The 17,110-nt window shown below is 72.7% G+C and carries 13 protein-coding genes; 8 read left to right on the top strand and 5 right to left on the bottom strand.

Features of this window, described 5'->3' with window-relative positions; genetic code table 11:
* Positions 1-69 precede the first annotated feature (69 nt).
* Positions 70-1,398 (bottom strand): HAMP domain-containing sensor histidine kinase, encoded by a 1,329-nt coding sequence (locus ABZ484_RS16335; RefSeq protein WP_358866548.1) that lies wholly within the window; start codon positions 1,396-1,398, stop codon positions 70-72.
* A complete protein-coding gene (locus ABZ484_RS16330; protein ID WP_358866576.1) occupies positions 1,395-2,246 on the bottom strand; it encodes a hypothetical protein in 852 nt (283 codons plus the stop codon). Before ABZ484_RS16330 ends, ABZ484_RS16335 begins: the two co-directional genes overlap by 4 nt.
* A gap of 358 nt (positions 2,247-2,604) precedes the next feature.
* On the opposite strand from ABZ484_RS16330, the gene ABZ484_RS16325 reads away from it, so the two are divergent.
* Positions 2,605-3,450: a nuclease-related domain-containing protein gene (locus tag ABZ484_RS16325; protein ID WP_358866547.1), complete on the top strand. Its 846-nt coding sequence runs from the start codon at positions 2,605-2,607 to the stop codon at positions 3,448-3,450.
* A gap of 53 nt (positions 3,451-3,503) precedes the next feature.
* On the opposite strand, the gene ligD is transcribed toward ABZ484_RS16325, so the two are convergent.
* Entirely contained in the window at positions 3,504-4,385 is an 882-nt protein-coding gene (gene ligD / locus ABZ484_RS16320) for a non-homologous end-joining DNA ligase (RefSeq protein WP_358866546.1), read from the bottom strand.
* A gap of 72 nt (positions 4,386-4,457) precedes the next feature.
* Between ligD and ABZ484_RS16315 the strand changes: the two genes are divergently transcribed.
* Positions 4,458-5,519, top strand: coding sequence for a Ku protein (locus ABZ484_RS16315; protein ID WP_358866545.1), 1,062 nt, complete (start codon positions 4,458-4,460; stop codon positions 5,517-5,519).
* A 592-nt stretch (positions 5,520-6,111) separates the two neighbouring features.
* Here ABZ484_RS16315 and ABZ484_RS16310 read toward each other — a convergent pair.
* Positions 6,112-7,932 (bottom strand): beta-ketoacyl-[acyl-carrier-protein] synthase family protein, encoded by a 1,821-nt coding sequence (locus ABZ484_RS16310; RefSeq protein ID WP_358866544.1) that lies wholly within the window; start codon positions 7,930-7,932, stop codon positions 6,112-6,114.
* Between the two features lie 703 nt (positions 7,933-8,635).
* Here ABZ484_RS16310 and ABZ484_RS16305 point away from each other — a divergent pair.
* The 5 genes from ABZ484_RS16305 (at position 8,636) to ABZ484_RS16285 (ending at position 16,291) form a co-directional block, all read left to right on the top strand.
* On the top strand, positions 8,636-10,810 hold the full coding sequence (locus ABZ484_RS16305; protein ID WP_358866543.1) for a M4 family metallopeptidase: 2,175 nt from the start codon (positions 8,636-8,638) through the stop codon (positions 10,808-10,810).
* 262 nt (positions 10,811-11,072) lie between these two features.
* Positions 11,073-13,961: an AAA family ATPase gene (locus ABZ484_RS16300; protein ID WP_358866542.1), complete on the top strand. Its 2,889-nt coding sequence runs from the start codon at positions 11,073-11,075 to the stop codon at positions 13,959-13,961.
* Between the two features lie 314 nt (positions 13,962-14,275).
* Positions 14,276-14,896 carry a hypothetical protein gene (locus ABZ484_RS16295; protein ID WP_358866541.1) on the top strand — a complete coding sequence of 207 codons (621 nt, stop codon included), beginning with the start codon at positions 14,276-14,278 and terminating at the stop codon, positions 14,894-14,896.
* A gap of 73 nt (positions 14,897-14,969) precedes the next feature.
* The gene (locus tag ABZ484_RS16290; RefSeq protein ID WP_358866540.1) at positions 14,970-15,524 is read left to right on the top strand and encodes a SigE family RNA polymerase sigma factor; all 555 of its coding nucleotides are present in this window, start codon (positions 14,970-14,972) and stop codon (positions 15,522-15,524) included.
* On the top strand, positions 15,521-16,291 hold the full coding sequence (locus tag ABZ484_RS16285; RefSeq protein ID WP_358866539.1) for a hypothetical protein: 771 nt from the start codon (positions 15,521-15,523) through the stop codon (positions 16,289-16,291). The genes ABZ484_RS16290 and ABZ484_RS16285 overlap by 4 nt, the downstream gene beginning before the upstream one ends.
* Before the next feature lie 57 nt (positions 16,292-16,348).
* On the opposite strand, the gene ABZ484_RS16280 is transcribed toward ABZ484_RS16285, so the two are convergent.
* Entirely contained in the window at positions 16,349-16,708 is a 360-nt protein-coding gene (locus ABZ484_RS16280) for an ATP-binding protein (protein ID WP_358866575.1), read from the bottom strand.
* Positions 16,709-16,785: 77 nt separating this feature from the next.
* Between ABZ484_RS16280 and ABZ484_RS16275 the strand changes: the two genes are divergently transcribed.
* Positions 16,786-16,986 (top strand): DUF397 domain-containing protein, encoded by a 201-nt coding sequence (locus tag ABZ484_RS16275; RefSeq protein ID WP_358866538.1) that lies wholly within the window; start codon positions 16,786-16,788, stop codon positions 16,984-16,986.
* Positions 16,987-17,110: the final 124 nt, after the last annotated feature.

Genomic DNA, 17,110 nt, shown 5'->3' with positions numbered 1-17,110 from the left:
TGCGCCATCGGGGACAGCGTCACCTGATGGGGTGTCAGGCAAATGCGAGGGTGGGGGAGGGGGTGGCCGTCAGGAAGGGCCCGTGTCCCCGACCGGGGGTGCCTCCGGCGGATTCTGAGGCAGCGTCAGCGCCGCCACCGCGCCGCCGTCCGGGGCGTTGCCGAACTCCAGCCGGGCCCCCAGCACCTCGGCCTGTCCCAGTGCGATGGTCAGACCGAGACCGTGCCCGGTCGCCCCGCCCTCCGTGCGGAAGCGCTGCGGACCGTGCTCCAGGAGGTACTCCGGATAGCCCTCGCCGTGATCCCGCACGCTGACGACCGGCCCCTCCACGGTCACCACCACCGGCGGCCTCCCGTGCTTGTGCGCGTTGGCCACCAGATTGCCGAGCACCCGCTCCAGCCGCCGCCGGTCGGTCTCCACGTACACGTCCCGTACGACCCTGATCCGTGTGTCGGCCGCCCCGGCGCCCCCGTCCGTGCCCCCCGCGCCTGCGGCCCCCGCCGCGCGCACCGCCCTGACCGCCCGTTCCGCCACCGTGCTCAGGTGCTCGCCGTCGAGGTCCAGCCGCTCCCGCCCCGCGTCCAGCCGGGAGATCTCCAGCAGGTCCTCGGTGAGGGTGCGCAGCGCGGCCACCCGGTCGCGGACCAGTTCCGTCGGGCGGCCCGGCGGCAGCAGTTCGGCCGCCGCGTGCAGCCCGGTCAGCGGAGTGCGCAGCTCGTGCGCCACGTCCGCGGTGAACCGCTGTTCGGCCAGGAGCTTGCCCTGGAGCGACGCCGCCATCGAGTCCAGCGCGACGGCGACGGCGGCCACCTCGTCCTGGGGGCGCGTGGCGTCCCGGGCCAGCGGGTCGTCGACGCGCGCGTCCAGGTCGCCCGCGCTGATCCGCCGGGCCACCCGCGCCGTCGCGTGCAGCCGCCGCGACACCCGGGTCACCGCGAAGGCGCCCACCAGCAGCGTCGCCCCGATCGCCAGCCCGGACGACCACAGGATCGCGTTGTCCAGCCCGGCGATGGTGCGCGCCTGCTGCGAGTAGTCGACCTCGACGGCCAGGGTCCGGCCGCGGTCGGCGGGTCCGGCCGCCCACATGGTGGGCCGGCCGTGGTGCCGGTCCACCATCGTGCCGCGCTCGCCACGCGCCGCCAGCCGCCTCAGCGACGGAGGCAGCCCCTCCGGGTCGACGCCCGCGCCCGGCAGCAGCGTGTCCCCGGACTCGAACGCGCTCGTGGCGTCCTTCAGCCGGGACAGCGCCAGCTCCCGCGCCTGCCCGACGGTCTGGTCGGTCACCGAGACATGCACGAGGACACCGAGCAGCGCGGCGAGCGCACAGCACATCACCGTGATGAAGGCCGCGGACTTGGCGGCGAGGGTCCCGGTCCACCGGGGGAGCGCGACCCTCATCGCCCACTCGCGGAGAGGGCGGCGGAGAGGGTGGGCCTCGCAGAGGGGGTGGGCGAGAAGGCGGCCGGGTCGGGGGTCGAGGAGCCGGCCGGGGCGGTGAGGCCGGTGGTCGGCGTCGGCCGGGGGACGGGGGAGCGCGACGCGGTGGCCGCCGGGGTGTGCGCTCGGGTGGGCTTGTGCCGGCCGGTGCGCAGGAACTCGTCCCGGGAGAACACCATCGCCCGCTGCTCCGGGTCCCAGGACCATGTCGTGCGGTACTCGTATCCGGAGATCCCGGCCGGCGAGCGGATGATCACGGCCCGTCCGGCCAGCTCCACACCAATCACCGCGTCGTCGTTGGCGAAGACCTGCACGAGCCGGTGCTTCTCGAAGGTGTAGACGCGCACGGCCGTCTGGTTCGTGGGATACAGCCGGAAACCCAGCGTCATGTCGTCGTGCCCGTCACCGGTGAGATCACGGTAGTACGGCCGCATGACGGGACACCGCGCGCCCCGCTTCCCGCCCTTGCCGCAGTCGGCCAGCCGGACGGCCGTCTCGCCGTACGGAGCCTTCGCGGCCGTGTAGTCGTCCGGGTGCGCGGCGATCTCGGCCCGTACGACGGCCACCGGGTCGACCTTGCGGATGTCGTCACCGGGTGCCGTGACGCCCTTCACCGTCTCGATCTGCACCTCGTCGTACGGCCACGCGGGGCTGGCGGCCGGACGCAGCGAGGGCCACAGCCGGGCCGGGCTGATCGCGGTCGGCGTGGCGCCCGCGGCCCGCAGCCCGCCGGCGTCACCGCAGCCCGCCGCCGTGGCCAGCAGCAGCGCGACCAGGGCGGTGACAAGGGCGGGACGTCTGCGGAACACGGCTCTTCGGTGTCTCCGGTGGGCGAGGGCGGGCTGGACGAGGGGGCCGGACTGAGCGTCGTGGCCGGACTGAGCGTCGTACACCATATTCGTTTCGTACGGAAGTATTCGTTTCGTACGGGAGTCCTGCTTCTTCGGAAGTCCTTTCTGTGCGGAGGCCTTTCTTGTACAGCGGCTCATCTCCCCGCCCGAGGCGGCCGTGAAGCGCCAGGGGGCGGGGCTGCGCAGAGCGTACGCACCGAAGGTAAAACGATTGTTCGGTCGACCGCCCTCGTCACCCGGCGCCGCTCGGCGTTCCCTCCCCGCTTCTTGCCGCGGAAGCGCCACGCCTGTTCCATGGTCATAGGGGTGATGGTGCATGAGCGGACCACGTCGACAGCCCGGCCACCCCGGCCCCGGCCGTCTGCGCGTCATACCGAACTGGAGCCACGGACAGGAACGGCTCTACGTCTGCCGTCCCGACGGGAGGAACATCGCCTGGTACGACCGGGAGGCCGCCCGCGTCCACCTGCTCAGCGCGGACGAGGAGGAGGACGTGCTGGACGCCCTGGGCCCGTATCTGACGGGCCCGGTCGCGGTGGGCCCGCCCCCGGTACCGACGGCCGCCGAACTCGCCCGGCTCAGTCTGCACCCCGACGACGACCTCGCCCCGAACCGCCCCGGCGAGGCCCTGCTGATAGCCCTGGACCGGGAACCCGGCCACGTACACACCCACCTCCTGCGTCCCGATCCACGCCGCCGGGCGCTCACCGCCGAGCAGACGGTCGGTGACGCCCTCGACGGCTTGGACGGCGCCGGCTGGCGCACCCTGCACTCGATACCCCTGCCCGGCGGCGACCGCATCCACCACCTGGTGATCGGGCCCGGCGGACTGTTCGCCGTCCGCGCCGTGTACGCCCGCAAGCAACGGGTGCGGATCGACGACCCGATGGTCACGCTGGGCCGCCACGAGCCGGAGCCCCTGCTGCGCCGCGCCCGCGCCGCAGCCGACCGTGCCTCCTACGCCCTCACCGCCGAGGTCCACCCTCTCCTCGCCCTCACGACCCCGGCCGACCTGCGCCTGACGGCCCCCCCGAGAGACGTCCGCGTCCTCGACGACCAGACCCTGACCAGCCTGGCGAGCCTGGGGGGCGTCCTCAAACCGGCGGATGTGGAGGCCCTCTACGCAATGGCGAGAGACAGACACACGTGGGGGAGGGTGTAGCTGTGCCGCTGCACAGCTGTGTAGCTGCGGGTGCAAGGGCTCCCCCCCCCCGGCTACGGCAGCTCAGCGGCACGCTCCGCATCCAGCAGCGGTGCCAGCGGGTCCCCGTACCTCTCCACCCGCCCCACGACGTCCGAGGCCCGGAACGCGAGCCCTTCCGCCCCCTGGCACTCCGCGACCTCCTCCCACGACACCGGCGCCGACACCATCGGCACCTCCCGCGCCCGCAACGTATAAGGCGCCGCGGTCGTCTTGCGCGCCGCGTTCTGGCTCCAGTCGACGAACACCTTCCCCGGCCGCAGACTGCGCGTCATCCGGTGCAGCACCAAGCGCGGCATGGCCTTCTCGGCCTCCACGGCCAGCCCCTTCGCGTACTCGGAGGTCCGCTCGCTGGACGATCCGCGCACGGCGGCCAGCAGGTGCAGCCCCTTGGACCCGGAGGTCTTGGCGTACGCCTCGACCCCGTCGGCCGCCAGCCGCTCCCGCAGCCACAGCGCCACCCGGCAGCAGTCCACCACGGTCGCCGGCGGCCCCGGATCGAGATCGAACACCAGGCGATCGGCCTCGCCCGGGTCGTCGATCAGCCACTGCGGGGTGTGGAACTCGGTCACCAGATTGGCCGCCCACATCAGGCTCGCGAGGTCCTGCACCAGGACCATCCGGGCCGGCCCCTCCGACCGGGGCACCTCCGCGGTCGTCACCCACTCGGGCGTACCCGGCGGCACGTTCTTGACGAAGAAGACCTGTCCGTCCGGGCCGTCCGGATAGCGCAGGAAGGACAGCGGCCGGTCCCGCAGATGGGAGAGCAGCACCTCGGCGATCGTCGCGTAGTAGTGCAGCACCTCGGCCTTGGTGAATCCGGTCGCGGGATACAGCACCTTCTCCAGGTTGCTGAGCGCGAGCCGTCGCCCCTCCACCTCTGTGATCGGCGCCATACGATAAGAAAACCACGGAATTCACAACAAACCGCTCCAAACCGTCCCGAACCGATCCGGAAGGTGCTGCACGTGCGATCCATTTGGAACGGCGCCATCTCGTTCGGCCTGGTCAGCATCCCGATCAAGCTGGTGAACGCCACCGAGAGCCACACCATCTCCTTCCGCCAGATCCACACCGAGGACGGCGGCCGCATCCGCTACCGCAAGGTGTGCGAACTGGAGGACCGTGAGGTCGCGCAGTCGGAGATCGGCAAGGGCTATCAGGACGCGGACGGCACGATCATCCCGATCACCGACGACGACCTGGCCCACCTGCCGATTCCGACCGCGAGGACGATCGACATCGTGGCCTTCGTCCCGGCGGACCGGATCGACCCGCTCCAGATGGAGAACGCCTACTACCTGGCCGCCGGCGGCGCGCCCGCGGCCAAGCCGTACACGCTGCTGCGCGAGGCCCTCAAGCGCAGCCGGAAGGTGGCGATCGCGAAGTTCGCGCTGCGCGGCCGGGAGCGCCTGGGCATGCTGCGCGTGGTGGACGACGTCATCGCCATGCACGGCCTCCTCTGGCCGGACGAGATCCGCGCCCCCCAGGGCGTGGCTCCGGAGGCGGACGTCACGGTGCGCGACAAGGAACTGGATCTCGCGGACGCCCTGATGGACACGCTCGGCGAGGTGGACCTGGCGGATCTGCACGACGAGTACCGCGAGGCCCTGGAGGAGGTCATCGCGGCCAAGGCCGCCGGCGAGGCGCCCCCGGAGACCCCCGAACCGGCCCCCGGCGGCAAGGTCCTGGACCTGATGGCCGCGCTGGAGAAGAGCGTCCGGGCGGCCAGGGAGTCCAGGGGAGAGGACGTGGGAGGCGCGGAGGAAGCCGCGGCCAAGGAGCCGGCGGAGGCCGAGGTCAGACACCTCCCGCGCCGCAAGACCACCCGCGAGGCCCCCGAGAAGCGGCCCGCGAAGAAGCAGGCGGCCGCTTCGGCCAAGAAGACGGCGGCCAAGAAGACGGCGTCCTCGACGAAGAAGTCGGCGTCCAAGTCGGCCCAGCAGCCGAAGAAGACGGCCGCGACCACCAAGTCCACGACGAAGAAGCCCCCGGCGAAGAAGGCGGCGGCCCGCAAGCGCACGGCCTGACCTCCCCCCCGGGGCCGCCCGCCCCAGCCGCCTGGACAGCAGCCTCGCCCGGTCCGACCTGCGGCTGTCCGCCGGAGCCGGGGCGGCCACCTGGACAGCAGCCTTGCCGGGTCTGACCTGCCGCCGCCCGCTGGAGCTGGGGCGGCCACCTGGACGGCGGCCTTGCCGGGTCTGACCTGCCGCCGCCTGCCGGAGCCGGGGCGGCCACCTGGACAGCAGCCTCGCCCGGTCTGTCCCGCCGCGCCCGCTGGAGCTGGGGAGGCCACCTGGACGGCGGCCTTGCCGGGTCTGACCTGCCGCCGCCTGCCGGAGCCGGGGCGGCCACCTGGACAGCAGCCTCGCCCGGTCTGTCCCGCCGCGCCCGCTGGAGCTGGGGCGGCCACCTGGACGGCGGCCTTGCCGGGTCTGACCTGCCGCCGCCTGCCGGAGCCGGGGCGGCCACCTGGACAGCAGCCTCGCCCGGTCTGTCCCGCCGCCCCCGCCGGAGCCGGGGCGGCTTCCTGGTCTGCCTTGCCGGGTCTGACCTGCCGCCGCCCGCCGGAGCCGGGGCGGCCACCTGGTCCGCCTCGTCCTGCCCCGCCCTGGCCCGTCCCTACGCCACGCGGCGCAGGGCCAGTACGGCGTTGTGGCCGCCGAAGCCGAAGGAGTTGCTGAGGACGAGGTCGCCGTCGGCCGGCAGTGTGCGCGGTGCGCCGGTCACCACGTCGAGCCCGATCTCCTCGTCGAGCTCCGCGCACCCGAGGGTCGGCGGGACGAGCCGGTTGTGCAGGGTGAGCACGGCGGCGACGGCCTCGACACCGCCGGCGGCGCCCTGAAGATGCCCGAGGTTCCCCTTGAGCGCGGTGACGGGCACCCCGCCGCCGGCGCTCGCGCTCGAACCCGCGCCGCCGCCCCGGCCCTCGCCCTCGCCGAGCACGGCCCGCAGGGCGCCGGCCTCGGCGAGGTCGCCCTCCACGGTCGCGGTGGCATGCGCGTTGACGTGGACGACGTCGACGACGTGTCCACCGGCGTCCCGTACGGCGCGCCGCAGCGCGAGCGCGACGCCGCTGCCGGACGGATCCGGCGCGGCCATGTGGTGGGCGTCGGCGGACAGTCCCCATCCGGCGGCCTCGCAGTAGATCCGGGCGCCCCGGGCGCGGGCGTGCTCCTCGGCCTCGAGCACGAGCACCCCGGCACCCTCCCCGTTGACGAACCCGGCCCGGTCCTTGGCGAAGGGCCGCGAGGGCGTGGCGCCGCCGTCCAGCCCCAGGTCGGACAGCGCTCGCATGGAGGCGAACGAGGCCATGATCGCCGGGGTGATCACCGCCTCGGCGCCACCGGCCAGGGCGACGTCGACGCGGCCGTACCGTATGCGGTCGATGGCCTCGCCGATGGCCTCCGTGCCGGAGGCGCAGGCGCTGGTCACGGTGCGGGCCTCGCCGGTGATGTGCAGGTCGAGGGAGACCTGGGAGGCGGCCTGCGAGGGCACGGTCATGGGTGTGGTGAGCGGGGACACACCGCGTGGCCCCTTGTCCCGCAGCTTCCGGTCCCCGCCGACGAGCACGGAGGCGTCGCCGAGGATGGCCCCGAGGCTCACCCCGACCCGCTCGGGGTCGAGCCCGCTCTCCCGGGTCCCGCCCGTGGCGAACCCGGCGTCGCCCCAGGCCTCACGGGCGGCGAGCACCGCGAACTGCGCGGCCCGGTTCATCCGCCGGGCGGCGGCCCGGGGCAGCAGCATGGCGGGGTCCACGGGCACGACCCCGGCGACCCGCACGGGCAGCTCCTGGAACTCCTCCCCCTCCAGCTCCCGTATGCCGTGGCGCCCGTCGAGCAGTCCCCGCCACAGCTCGTCCACCCCGACACCGAGCGGGGTCATGGCCCCGAGCCCGGTCACGACGACCCGGCGCGGCCCGGCCCACGAGGGCTCGCGGGCGGGCCGCGAGTGGTGACGTACGACATACCCGGCCCGGTCGGCGTCGGCCGCCCACCCGCGTACGACGTCGTCGGACACGGTCTCGCCGGTCCTGTCGTCGAGGTCCCGGTGCCAGACCCCCCAGCGTCGCTCGTACGTCACCTCGACGCCCTCGGGGTCGACGGCCCGCAGCCGGGTGACGCGGTCCCCGTCCCGGAACCGGACGGCGTCCAGCCGGGGCGACGACACGGCCGGAACGGCGGCCTCGTCCACCCGTCGTCCGGCGACGACCACCTGCTGCTCCCGTGCCAGGACGGCCTCGCGGTCGATGCCACCCAGCGGCGGCCGCAGCGTGACCCGGATCGTCCCCGGAGACTCGGGCAGGGTGTGCATCACGACACACCACTGCTGCCGCTCGACCTCTTCCTGCGACAGGGCGACGAGGTCGCCGGGGACCACCTCGCCGGCGGTAACCGCGTGGGGCTGGATGGGGGTTTTAGGCATCTCGGACGAATTGGACATATCGGCACTGCTTCCTGTGGCCCGAGGTGTCGTTCGGCGGACCATCCAGAGTGAAAGGGACAAACAGCCGAAAAAATATGGTGCTAGACACAGGGTCCAAATGGGGCACTTGTTCAGATACCCTCAATCCGCCCGGAATCTCGCCGAGTTGGCCGATTCCGCTGCCGACCGGATGTGCGGCAGGTCACGCACGTTCAGCCGCCGTGCGGGCGTCGGACCATCGCCGTGGTGATGACGCGGTACGGCAGCGGCACGGCGGGCGGCGTCAGCAGCCATGGCCCGGGTGAATACCCGCGGCTGAGCGGGCGGTACACGTCGGCGAGCGGGAGCCGGCTGTGGTGTGGCTCACTCGCCCCGGCACAGCACTGTGACGGGATCTCGCCACTTCGCCACTTCGCCACTTCGTCACCTCGCCACCTCTCCGCCTCGTCACCTCTCCGCCGGCCGACCGGACGGACACCGCACGTTCCCCAGCGGCACCCGGAGTTCGTCGCACCGCCGCTCGGCCGGATAGGGAAACCCCCCTCCCTTCACGCAGTGCCTGGCAGCCGCGACCACCGATTCCCCACACTCATGCGTCGGCACCCCTCCATCCACGAGCGGTGCCTTCAGCACACCCGCAGGTGTCCGCTGCCCTCCTCACCGCCCTGCGACCCAGCGGCGGGCGCCCCCCACGCATGAGGTGAAAGGAATTCCCGGCCCTATGTCCATACGAAGAGTCGCGAGACTCTTGACGGTCACCCTGGCCTGCGCAGCCGCATCCGCCATCGCCCTGCCCGCCGCCACGGCGGCGCCCGCGCCGCCCCCGCACCCCGCGCCGGCCGGCCCCGAGGCCTTCGCCGCGGCCCCGTACACCACCCATCCGACAGCTGCCGTCCGCACGCGCGTCGTGGACGACGCGCAGAAGGCGCTGGCGGCCCACCCGGCCGCCGCCCACAAGGCGGACGGAGACGCCTTCTCCGTCCGCAACCTGGTGGTCGACCGCGACGGCTCCGCCTCCGTCCGTTTCGACCGGACCTACAAGGGGCTGCCGGCCTACGGCGGCGACGTCATCGTGCACCTGAGGCAGGACGGCTCGTACGAGTCGCTCGTCACCGGCTCGCGGACCTCGGCGGCGGTCTCCACCGAACCCGAACTGACCGCCTCCCGTGCCACCGAGGTGTCCAAGGCCGCCTTCGACGGCCGCATCGCGTCGGTCGCCGCCCCGCACCTCGCGGTACAGATGAACGGCGACCGGGCCACCCTGGTCTGGGAGAGCGTCGTCAGCGGTGTGCGCCCGGACCGGACGCCGAGCCGCCTGCACGTTCTGGTGGACGCCCGCAGCGGCAAGGTCGTACGCACCAGTGACGAGGTGGACACCTTCGCGGCGGAGGGAGCCGCGGACCGGGCCCGTCCGGTCGCCGCCGCCACCCCGAAGGCCGGAGCCGCCCCCGCCGTCGCCGGCAGCGGGCAGTCCATCTACAGCGGCAGGGTCTCCCTCGACGTCACCCAGTCCGGCGGCACGTACTCGATGCGGGACCCCTCGCACGGCAACGGCTACACCACCAACCTCAACCACGCCACCAGCGGTACCGGCACGGTCTTCACCAGTTCGAGCGGCAACTTCGGCAACGGCTCCAACAGCGACCCCGCGTCCGCCGGCGTGGACGCGCACTACGGTGCGGCGATGACGTTCGACTACTACAAGAACGTCCAGGGCCGCAACGGCATCTTCGGCGACGGCCGGGGCGTCCCCTCGCGCACGCACTACGGCAACGCGTACGTCAACGCCTTCTGGGACGGCTCCCAGATGACGTACGGGGACGGCCAGGGCAACGCCCGCCCGCTGGTCGAACTCGACGTCGCGGGCCATGAGATGAGCCACGGCGTGAGCGGCGCCCTCACCGGCTGGGACGAGACCGGCGAGACCGGCGGCATGAACGAGGGCACCAGCGACATCTTCGGCACCATGGTCGAGTTCTACGCCGACAACCCCGTCGACACCCCCGACTACACCATGGGCGAACTCATCAACATCAGCGGCGACGGCCGGCCGCTGCGCTACATGTACAACCCCTCCCTCGACGGCCGCTCGCCCAACTGCTGGAACAGCAGCAACGGCAGCCTGGACCCGCACTACTCGATGGGCCCCCTGAACCACTGGTTCTTCCTGCTGGCCGTCGGCAGCGGCGACCACGGCTACGGCAACAGCCCCACGTGCAACAGCTCCACGGTCAACGGCATCGGCAACGACAAGGCCGCCAAGATCTGGTACAAGGCGCTGGCCTCCTACGCCAACAGCAGCGAGAACTACCACCAGGCCCGCATCGACTCACTGCGCGCGGCCGCCGACCTCTACGGCGCGCATTGCACCGAGTACAACACCGTCGACGCCGCCTGGGCGGCCGTCAGCGTCACCGGCACCGACCCCGTGCCCGGCACCTGCGGCAGCCAGCCGGGCTCGCCCTCGGTGACCAGCCCCGGCAACCAGACCGGAACCGTCGGCACCGCGGTCTCCCTGCAGATCCAGGCGAGCGACCCGGCCGGCAAGACCCTCACCTACAGCGCGACCGGCCTGCCCGCGGGGCTGTCGATCGACTCGTCCACCGGTCGCATCACGGGCACGCCGACCACCGCCGGCACCTCGTCCGTGACCGTCACGGCGAGGAACACCGACAACGCCACCGGCTCGGCCACCTTCACCTGGACCGTCAACGGTGACGGCACTCCGCCGCAGGGCTGCGGAAACCTGCCTGCCTGGAGCGCGACCACCGCCTACACGCCGGGTGACGAGGTCTCGTACAACGGCCACAAGTGGAAGTCGACGTGGTACTCGACCGGTGCCGAGCCGGACGCGCCCGGATCCTGGGCCGTCTGGACGGACGAGGGCGCCTGCTGAGAATCGCCGAGAACCGGCACGACACCGTTGAACGGCCGGGCCGTCGGCATCCCCGTCGGCGGCCCGGCCGGCACCTCCGTCGGTGGCCCGGCCGGCATCTCTGCCGGCGGCCCGGCTCGCATCTCCGAGGGGTCGGCGCCAGATCTTCAGTGGTCTTGACCTCCCATCCGGAGGAGTCCTACATTCGGCGCGGCACCGATCGATGGCAGGTTCATGATGTGCGCCTGCGGCGCGAACGCGGCTGTGTCCAAAGGGGCTTGCGATGACCGAGCCGACCAGCACCCTGCTGGCCAAGAGACCGGAAAGTCCCGAACCACCCGTCGTCGGACGGGACACTCTGTGCACCACCGTACGAACCCACCTCACCGGCGGAGGCGGCGTCCTCCTCACCGGGCCGGCCGGCATCGGCAGAACCACGGTGCTGACCCGGCTCACCGCCGAACTGAGCGCCCGCGGCCATCGAGTCCTGAGCTGTTCCCCCTCCCCGTCCGAACGCGACACCCCCTACCTGGGACTCATCGACCTGCTGGCCCCGGTCGGCGACGACACCCTCGCCGAACTGGCGGCCCACGAGAGAGCGGTGCTCGAAGGAGCCCTGCTGCGCAGCACACCCCCCACGGGGACCGACCCGGCCACCGGACGCGACGCGCTCGTCCTGCGGATCGCCGTGCGCAAGGTGCTCGCTCGGCTGGGTGCCGCCGGCCCGCTCCTGCTGGCCGTCGACGACGCACAGTGGCTCGACGAACCGACGGCCGCGATCCTCGCGTTCCTCGCCAGACGGGCGGGCCCCGGCCCCGCGGTGCTGGCCGCGCTGCGCACGGGCGGCGTCACGGAGGAGGAGCCGGGGCACCCCTCCGACCGGGCACACGGCTCCGAGAGCGCCCTGGAGCTGTGTCCGCGGCCGGTCCGCAAGGTGCCCGTGCCGCCCCTGACGGCCCACCAGGTCGCCACCCTGCTGGAGGGACACGACCACCCCGCCTGGTCGCGGCCACTCGTCGCACGCCTGCATCAGGCGAGCGGCGGAAACCCCCGCACGGCGCTGGAACTCAGCTCCGCGCTCGACGAGCGCGTCCGCATCGAGGGCGGGGACTTACCCGACTCGACGGAACCACTCCCCGTCCCGGACGCCCTGCGCCTGCCGATCCTCCACCGGATCGACGCCCTGCCCGCGAGCGCCAGGCAGATGCTGGTCATCGCCGGCGCCGCCGTGCGTCCCACCGTGGAACTGCTGCGGCGCGCGGGCTGCCACCGTGCTCCGGCCGACATCGACACCTGTGTCCGGCGAGACATCCTGCAGGTGTCGGACCACGGGACCATCAGGTTCCTGGATCCGCTGACACCGATGGTGCTCCAGGCCGAGACCCCGTACGCCGCCCTGGCGAACGCCCACCGCGCGCTGGCCGACGCGTCCGAGGACCCGGTCGAACGCGCACACCACATCGCCCGGCTCACGGCCGGCCCCGATCCCGCGGTGGCCGCGCGGCTCGCCGACGCGGCCTCCGCCGCCCGCCGGCGAGGCGCTCCCGGAACCGCGGCGAGGCTCGGCCGGCTGGCCGCCGAGTACACCCCCGCCGGCGGGACACACGCCGACACCGACCGGCTGCTCACCGCGGCCGAAGACGGTCTCGACGCCGGCGACCTCGACTTCGCCAGGCAACTGGCCCACGAGGTGCTGAGCGACGCCGACCGGCCCGCCGACCGGGTACGCGCCTGGAACGTGGTCATCGACTCCTGCGGTCAGGCCATGGCCGAGATCGCGGACGTCTTCACGGAGGCCGTGCACGACGCCGCAGGGGACCCCGGGCTGCTGGCCCAGCTCCACTACCGGATGAGCTGGCGCGAGTGGATGGTCGGCGGTTCCGCGGCACGCGCGCACGGCCATGCCGTCCGCGCCGCGGGGCTCGCCGCGCGGACCGGCGACCGGCGGACCGAACTCATGGCACTGAGCCAGCAGGCGGCACTGGAACTCTTCCTGGGGCTCCCGGAGGCGGAGGAGACACTGGCCGCGGCCCTCAGCGCACCGCACGACCTCCACGCCATGATCCACCACAACGGCCCCATCTACCTCAAGCACCGGTTCCACCTGGTGCGCGACGAGTTGGACGAGGCCAGAGCCGAGCTGCGCACCCTCATCTACAGGTTGCGGCAGCGCGGTTCGGCGGACAGCCTCAGCCAGTGCCTGATCGGCCTCGCACAGGTCGAGATTCTGCGCGGACGCTGTCGGCCGGCCCTGACCATCGCCCAGCAGAGCCTGCGCATCGTCGAACAGGTCGGGCTGAGCCAGGGACCCGCCTGGTACGCCGTCTCGCTCGCGGAGACGGCAGGCGGCAGCCTGAGCCAGGCGCTCGCCGCGGCGGAAGCCGCCAGGCAGCACAGCGAGGACGACGACGACCGGCTCTTCCTGCCCCGGGCGCTGCACGCCGAGGGCAGGATCCGACTGTTCAGCGGGCAGCACGAGCAGGCCGCCGAACTGCTCCGACGCACAGCGGAACTGGAGACCGCGCAGGGGCAGCGGGACCCGGCGACGCGGCGCTGGCACGCCGACCTCGCGGAGGCGCTGGCCCGCAGCGGCGCGACCGAGGAGGCGGACGCGGTCGTCAACCGGGCCCGCCGCCAGGCCGAACGACTCCGGCGGCCCGGTGTCCTCGCCACGCTCGACAGGGCGGCCGCCGTGGTCGGCGAGGCCCGCGGCGAACTCGGCCGGGCGGCAGCCGGATTCGAGGACGCCGCGGCCCGGCTGCGGGCTGCCGGATACCCCCTGGAGGAGGCCCGCACCACAGTGGCGCTGGGCAGGGTCCGCCGTCGCCTAGGAGACGAAGTCGCCTCCCACGCCGCGTTCGCGCAGGCCCTGCGGATCTTCACCAAGGCGGGCGCCCGGGCCTGGGTCCTGGCCACCCGTGCCGAGCGCGACCGGGCCGAGGACGGCTCGGCCCGCCTCCCCGACCTGGGCTCCTGGTCGGAACGGCTCACCTCGACCGAGCGCAGCGTCGTCGCACGCGTCGCGCAGGGCGCGACCAACCGGGAGATCGCGGCCGGTCTGCTCCTCAGCGTGAAGACGGTGGAGGCGGCCCTCACCCGCGCCTACCGCAAGCTCGGCGCCAGATCGCGGGTGGAGATCACCCGCATCGTCATGACCCGCCCGACGGCGTGACCACCGCGACGGCCGCGACCGGACGACGCTCCACGAAGCCCGCCGCATCGACTGGGAACGCCAGGCCGAGATCGCCGAACGCGCCTTCCTCTCCAACGGCTTCTCGTCGCCCTGGCCGGAGGCTGAGGGACCGGCTGCTGGAGAGTTCGGAGAGCCACGAACACGGGCCGGGCCGCAGCCCCCGCGAAGAATTTTCGCGCGGGTGTCATCCGGAAGAGAACGTGCGGGAGTTCATAGGGGTGGAGAGGCGCCCTCCATCCACCAGCCGGCCCGGACCCCGTCAGGGTCCGTTTTCCGCAAGGAGTCACCCGCACATGAAGTGGACGAAGTACCTGGCCGGCGCGGCCGTCACGGTAGCTGTGGCCGGGGTGGCCACGGTGTCGTACGCCGCACCGGCGAAGGCACCGCACGAGACCGTCAGGAAGGTGGCCGCGGCGAAGATCGAGGCCGCTCCGGCCGGGAAGGCCCGGGCCGCCAAGACGATGAGGCCGGCGACGAAGAGCACCGCCTCGACGCTCCGCGTCGTCGCCCCTGGTGAGCGGGTGACGGCCGCTCCCGGTTTCCGGCTGTGGCTCACGGCCGAGGGCAAGCACTGGACGACGCCCACCTCGCCCGAGCCGCAGTTCCGCAGTGTGGTGGACGGCAACATCGACCGGAACACTCCTGGTGTGTCGTTGCAGTCCGAGATCACGGACGGCCGCGCCTACCTCTCCGGTCTGTACTACGGAGGCAAGGGCGTGGCGTCCGGTGTCGAGATCGAGACGACGGCCGGGACGGTCCACGGCAAGCTCATCGAGCTGGCCGGCCACCCCGGATGGGGCGTCTGGTACGCCACCGCACAGGTCGGTTCGGGCGGCGGCTCCCGGGACTTCGTGTCCCAGGTCACCGTCCACGACACCGAAGGCGGGATCTACGCCCAGCTGAAGACACAGTGACCCCGCGGGCGGGGGCCGTACGGTCCCCGCCCCGGCTCTCCTCCCCCACACCCGACCCAGAGGAACGGCGTCCGTGCCGCAGTACGAGACATTCGCAGGCTCCCCGGAGACTCCCGACTTCGCCACCTACGCCGGCGCGGCCTGGTCCCGTCTGTTGCGGACGGCTCTCCTGCTCACCGGAGACTTCCATGAGGCCGAGGACCTGGTGCAGGCCACCCTGGCCAAGGTGTACGCGCGCTGGGAACGCATCCCGCCCGACGAGGTCGACTTCTACGTACGGCGCTCACTCGTCAACAACAACCTCAGCCGGATCCGCAGGAGACGCGTCACTCATCTGCTGATGCCGTTCCTGCCCGAGCGGGTGCACCAGCCGGACAACGACCACGCCGAGTCGGTCGAGCGCCGCGCAGCCGTCACAGAGGGGCTTGCCACGCTCTCCGCCCGGCAGCGGACGGTGCTGGTGCTGCGCTACTGGGAGGACCTCGCCGAAACCGACATCGCCGAGCTGCTCCACTGCTCGCTCGGAACGGTCAAAACGCATGCGCGGCGCGGTCTCGCGGCTCTGCGCTCTCACCCTGCCTTCGCGGCCTTCGACCGCTCTCACCCCGTCTCCGGAGCCCGCCGATGAACGACCCCAGGACCGAAGCAGAACCAGGCCCGGAGCAAGCCGAAACCGGATGGCTGCGCGAGGCGCTGGCCGAGGTGGCGCACGACATCACGCCGTCCCGCCTGCCGCTGGCGGCCGTGGAGCACCAAGGGCGACGGCTCCGGCGCAGACGACGGGCGACCGTACTCGGCGCGGGGTTCGGACTGCTGCTGGTACCCCTGGCCCTCGTCGCGCCGCGCGCCACGGGTTCCGGCACGGAGCGGACCACGCCCCCGGCGGCGTCCGCACCCGCCGCGCCCCCTCCCTCGACCTCCGCCTCCCCGGCCTCGACGCTCCGCGTCGTCGCCCCTGGTGAGCGTGTGACGGCCGCTCCCGGTTTCCGGCTGTGGCTCACGGCCGAGGGCAAGCACTGGACGGCACCCACCTCGCCCGAGCCGGAGTTCCGCAGTGCGGTGGACGGCAACATCGACCGGAACACTCCCGGCGTGTCCCTTCAGTCCGAGATGGCGGATGGCCGCGCCTACCTCTCCGGTCTGTACTACGGAGGCAAGGGCGTGGCGTCCGCTGTCGAGATCGAGACGACGGCCGGAACGGTCCACGGCAAGCTCATCGAGCTGGTCGGCCATCCCGGATGGGGCGTCTGGTACGCCACCACACGGGTCGGTTCCGACGCCGGTTTCGATGCCGATCCCGACGCCGGTCCCAACGGCGGCTCCTTGGACTTCGTGTCCCAGGTCACCGTCCGCGACACCGAAGGCGGGACCTACGCCCAGCTGAAGCCACGATGACCCCGCGGACGGCAACCAGGGCCGTAACCACCTCATGCCGCCCTCCTCGCCACACGATCAACCGTTGATCGCGGGGCAGGGAAGAGCAATCTCCGCCCACACGGCCTTGCCGGACGGCGGCGATGGCTCACTGCCCCATCGGGCGGCCAGCGCCTCGACGAGGAGCAGCCCGCGACCCGCCTCGACGGCAGGACCGGCGGCACGAGGGGCCAGGGGCCACCGCTCGCCTCGTGGATCGACCACGTCGATACGCAGCGTGTCCGGACGGTCGACAGCGAGCGCGAGCCGGAACCCGCGGCCGTGCACGCGCCCGTGCGTGACCGCGTTCGCGGCCAACTCGGCGACGACCAGCGCCGCAGCCTCGCTCACCGCGCAGCCGGGCGGCCAGCCCCACTCGTCGAGCTGTTGTACGGCCAGCAGTACGGCAGCATCAGGGCGCAGGCGCTTACCATGCAGGAGCCCCTCGCCTCGATCGAAAAGATCCTGGGAGAGCTATGAGTACTGCGGAACCCGCGCGCGTCGCCTGGTTCAAGAGCAGCTACAGCGGCAACGAAGGCGGCGCGTGCCTTGAAGTCGCCCTCGAGCCGGGCACCGTCCACATCCGCGACTCGAAGGCCCCCGCCCGCGCCCAACTCGCTTTCCGCCCCTCGGAGTGGACCGCGTTCGTGCGGTACGCGGGGGCGGCCCAAGGCTGAGCACGCGCGCCCCGAAGATCCCGTCCGGCCCCGCGCTCCACTCCGTGGGCACTACAGTTACCTGTGTGCGACGCGTCACACTGCGTCGCGTGTCAGGCAGCCGGGATGTGAACACTGGGGTGCC

Origin of the sequence: Streptomyces sp. NPDC006393, from assembly GCF_040628575.1 — a bacterium.
Lineage (GTDB): Bacteria > Actinomycetota > Actinomycetes > Streptomycetales > Streptomycetaceae > Streptomyces.
Note: the sequence above shows the minus strand (reverse complement) of the source record. Positions and strands in the feature narration are given on the sequence as shown.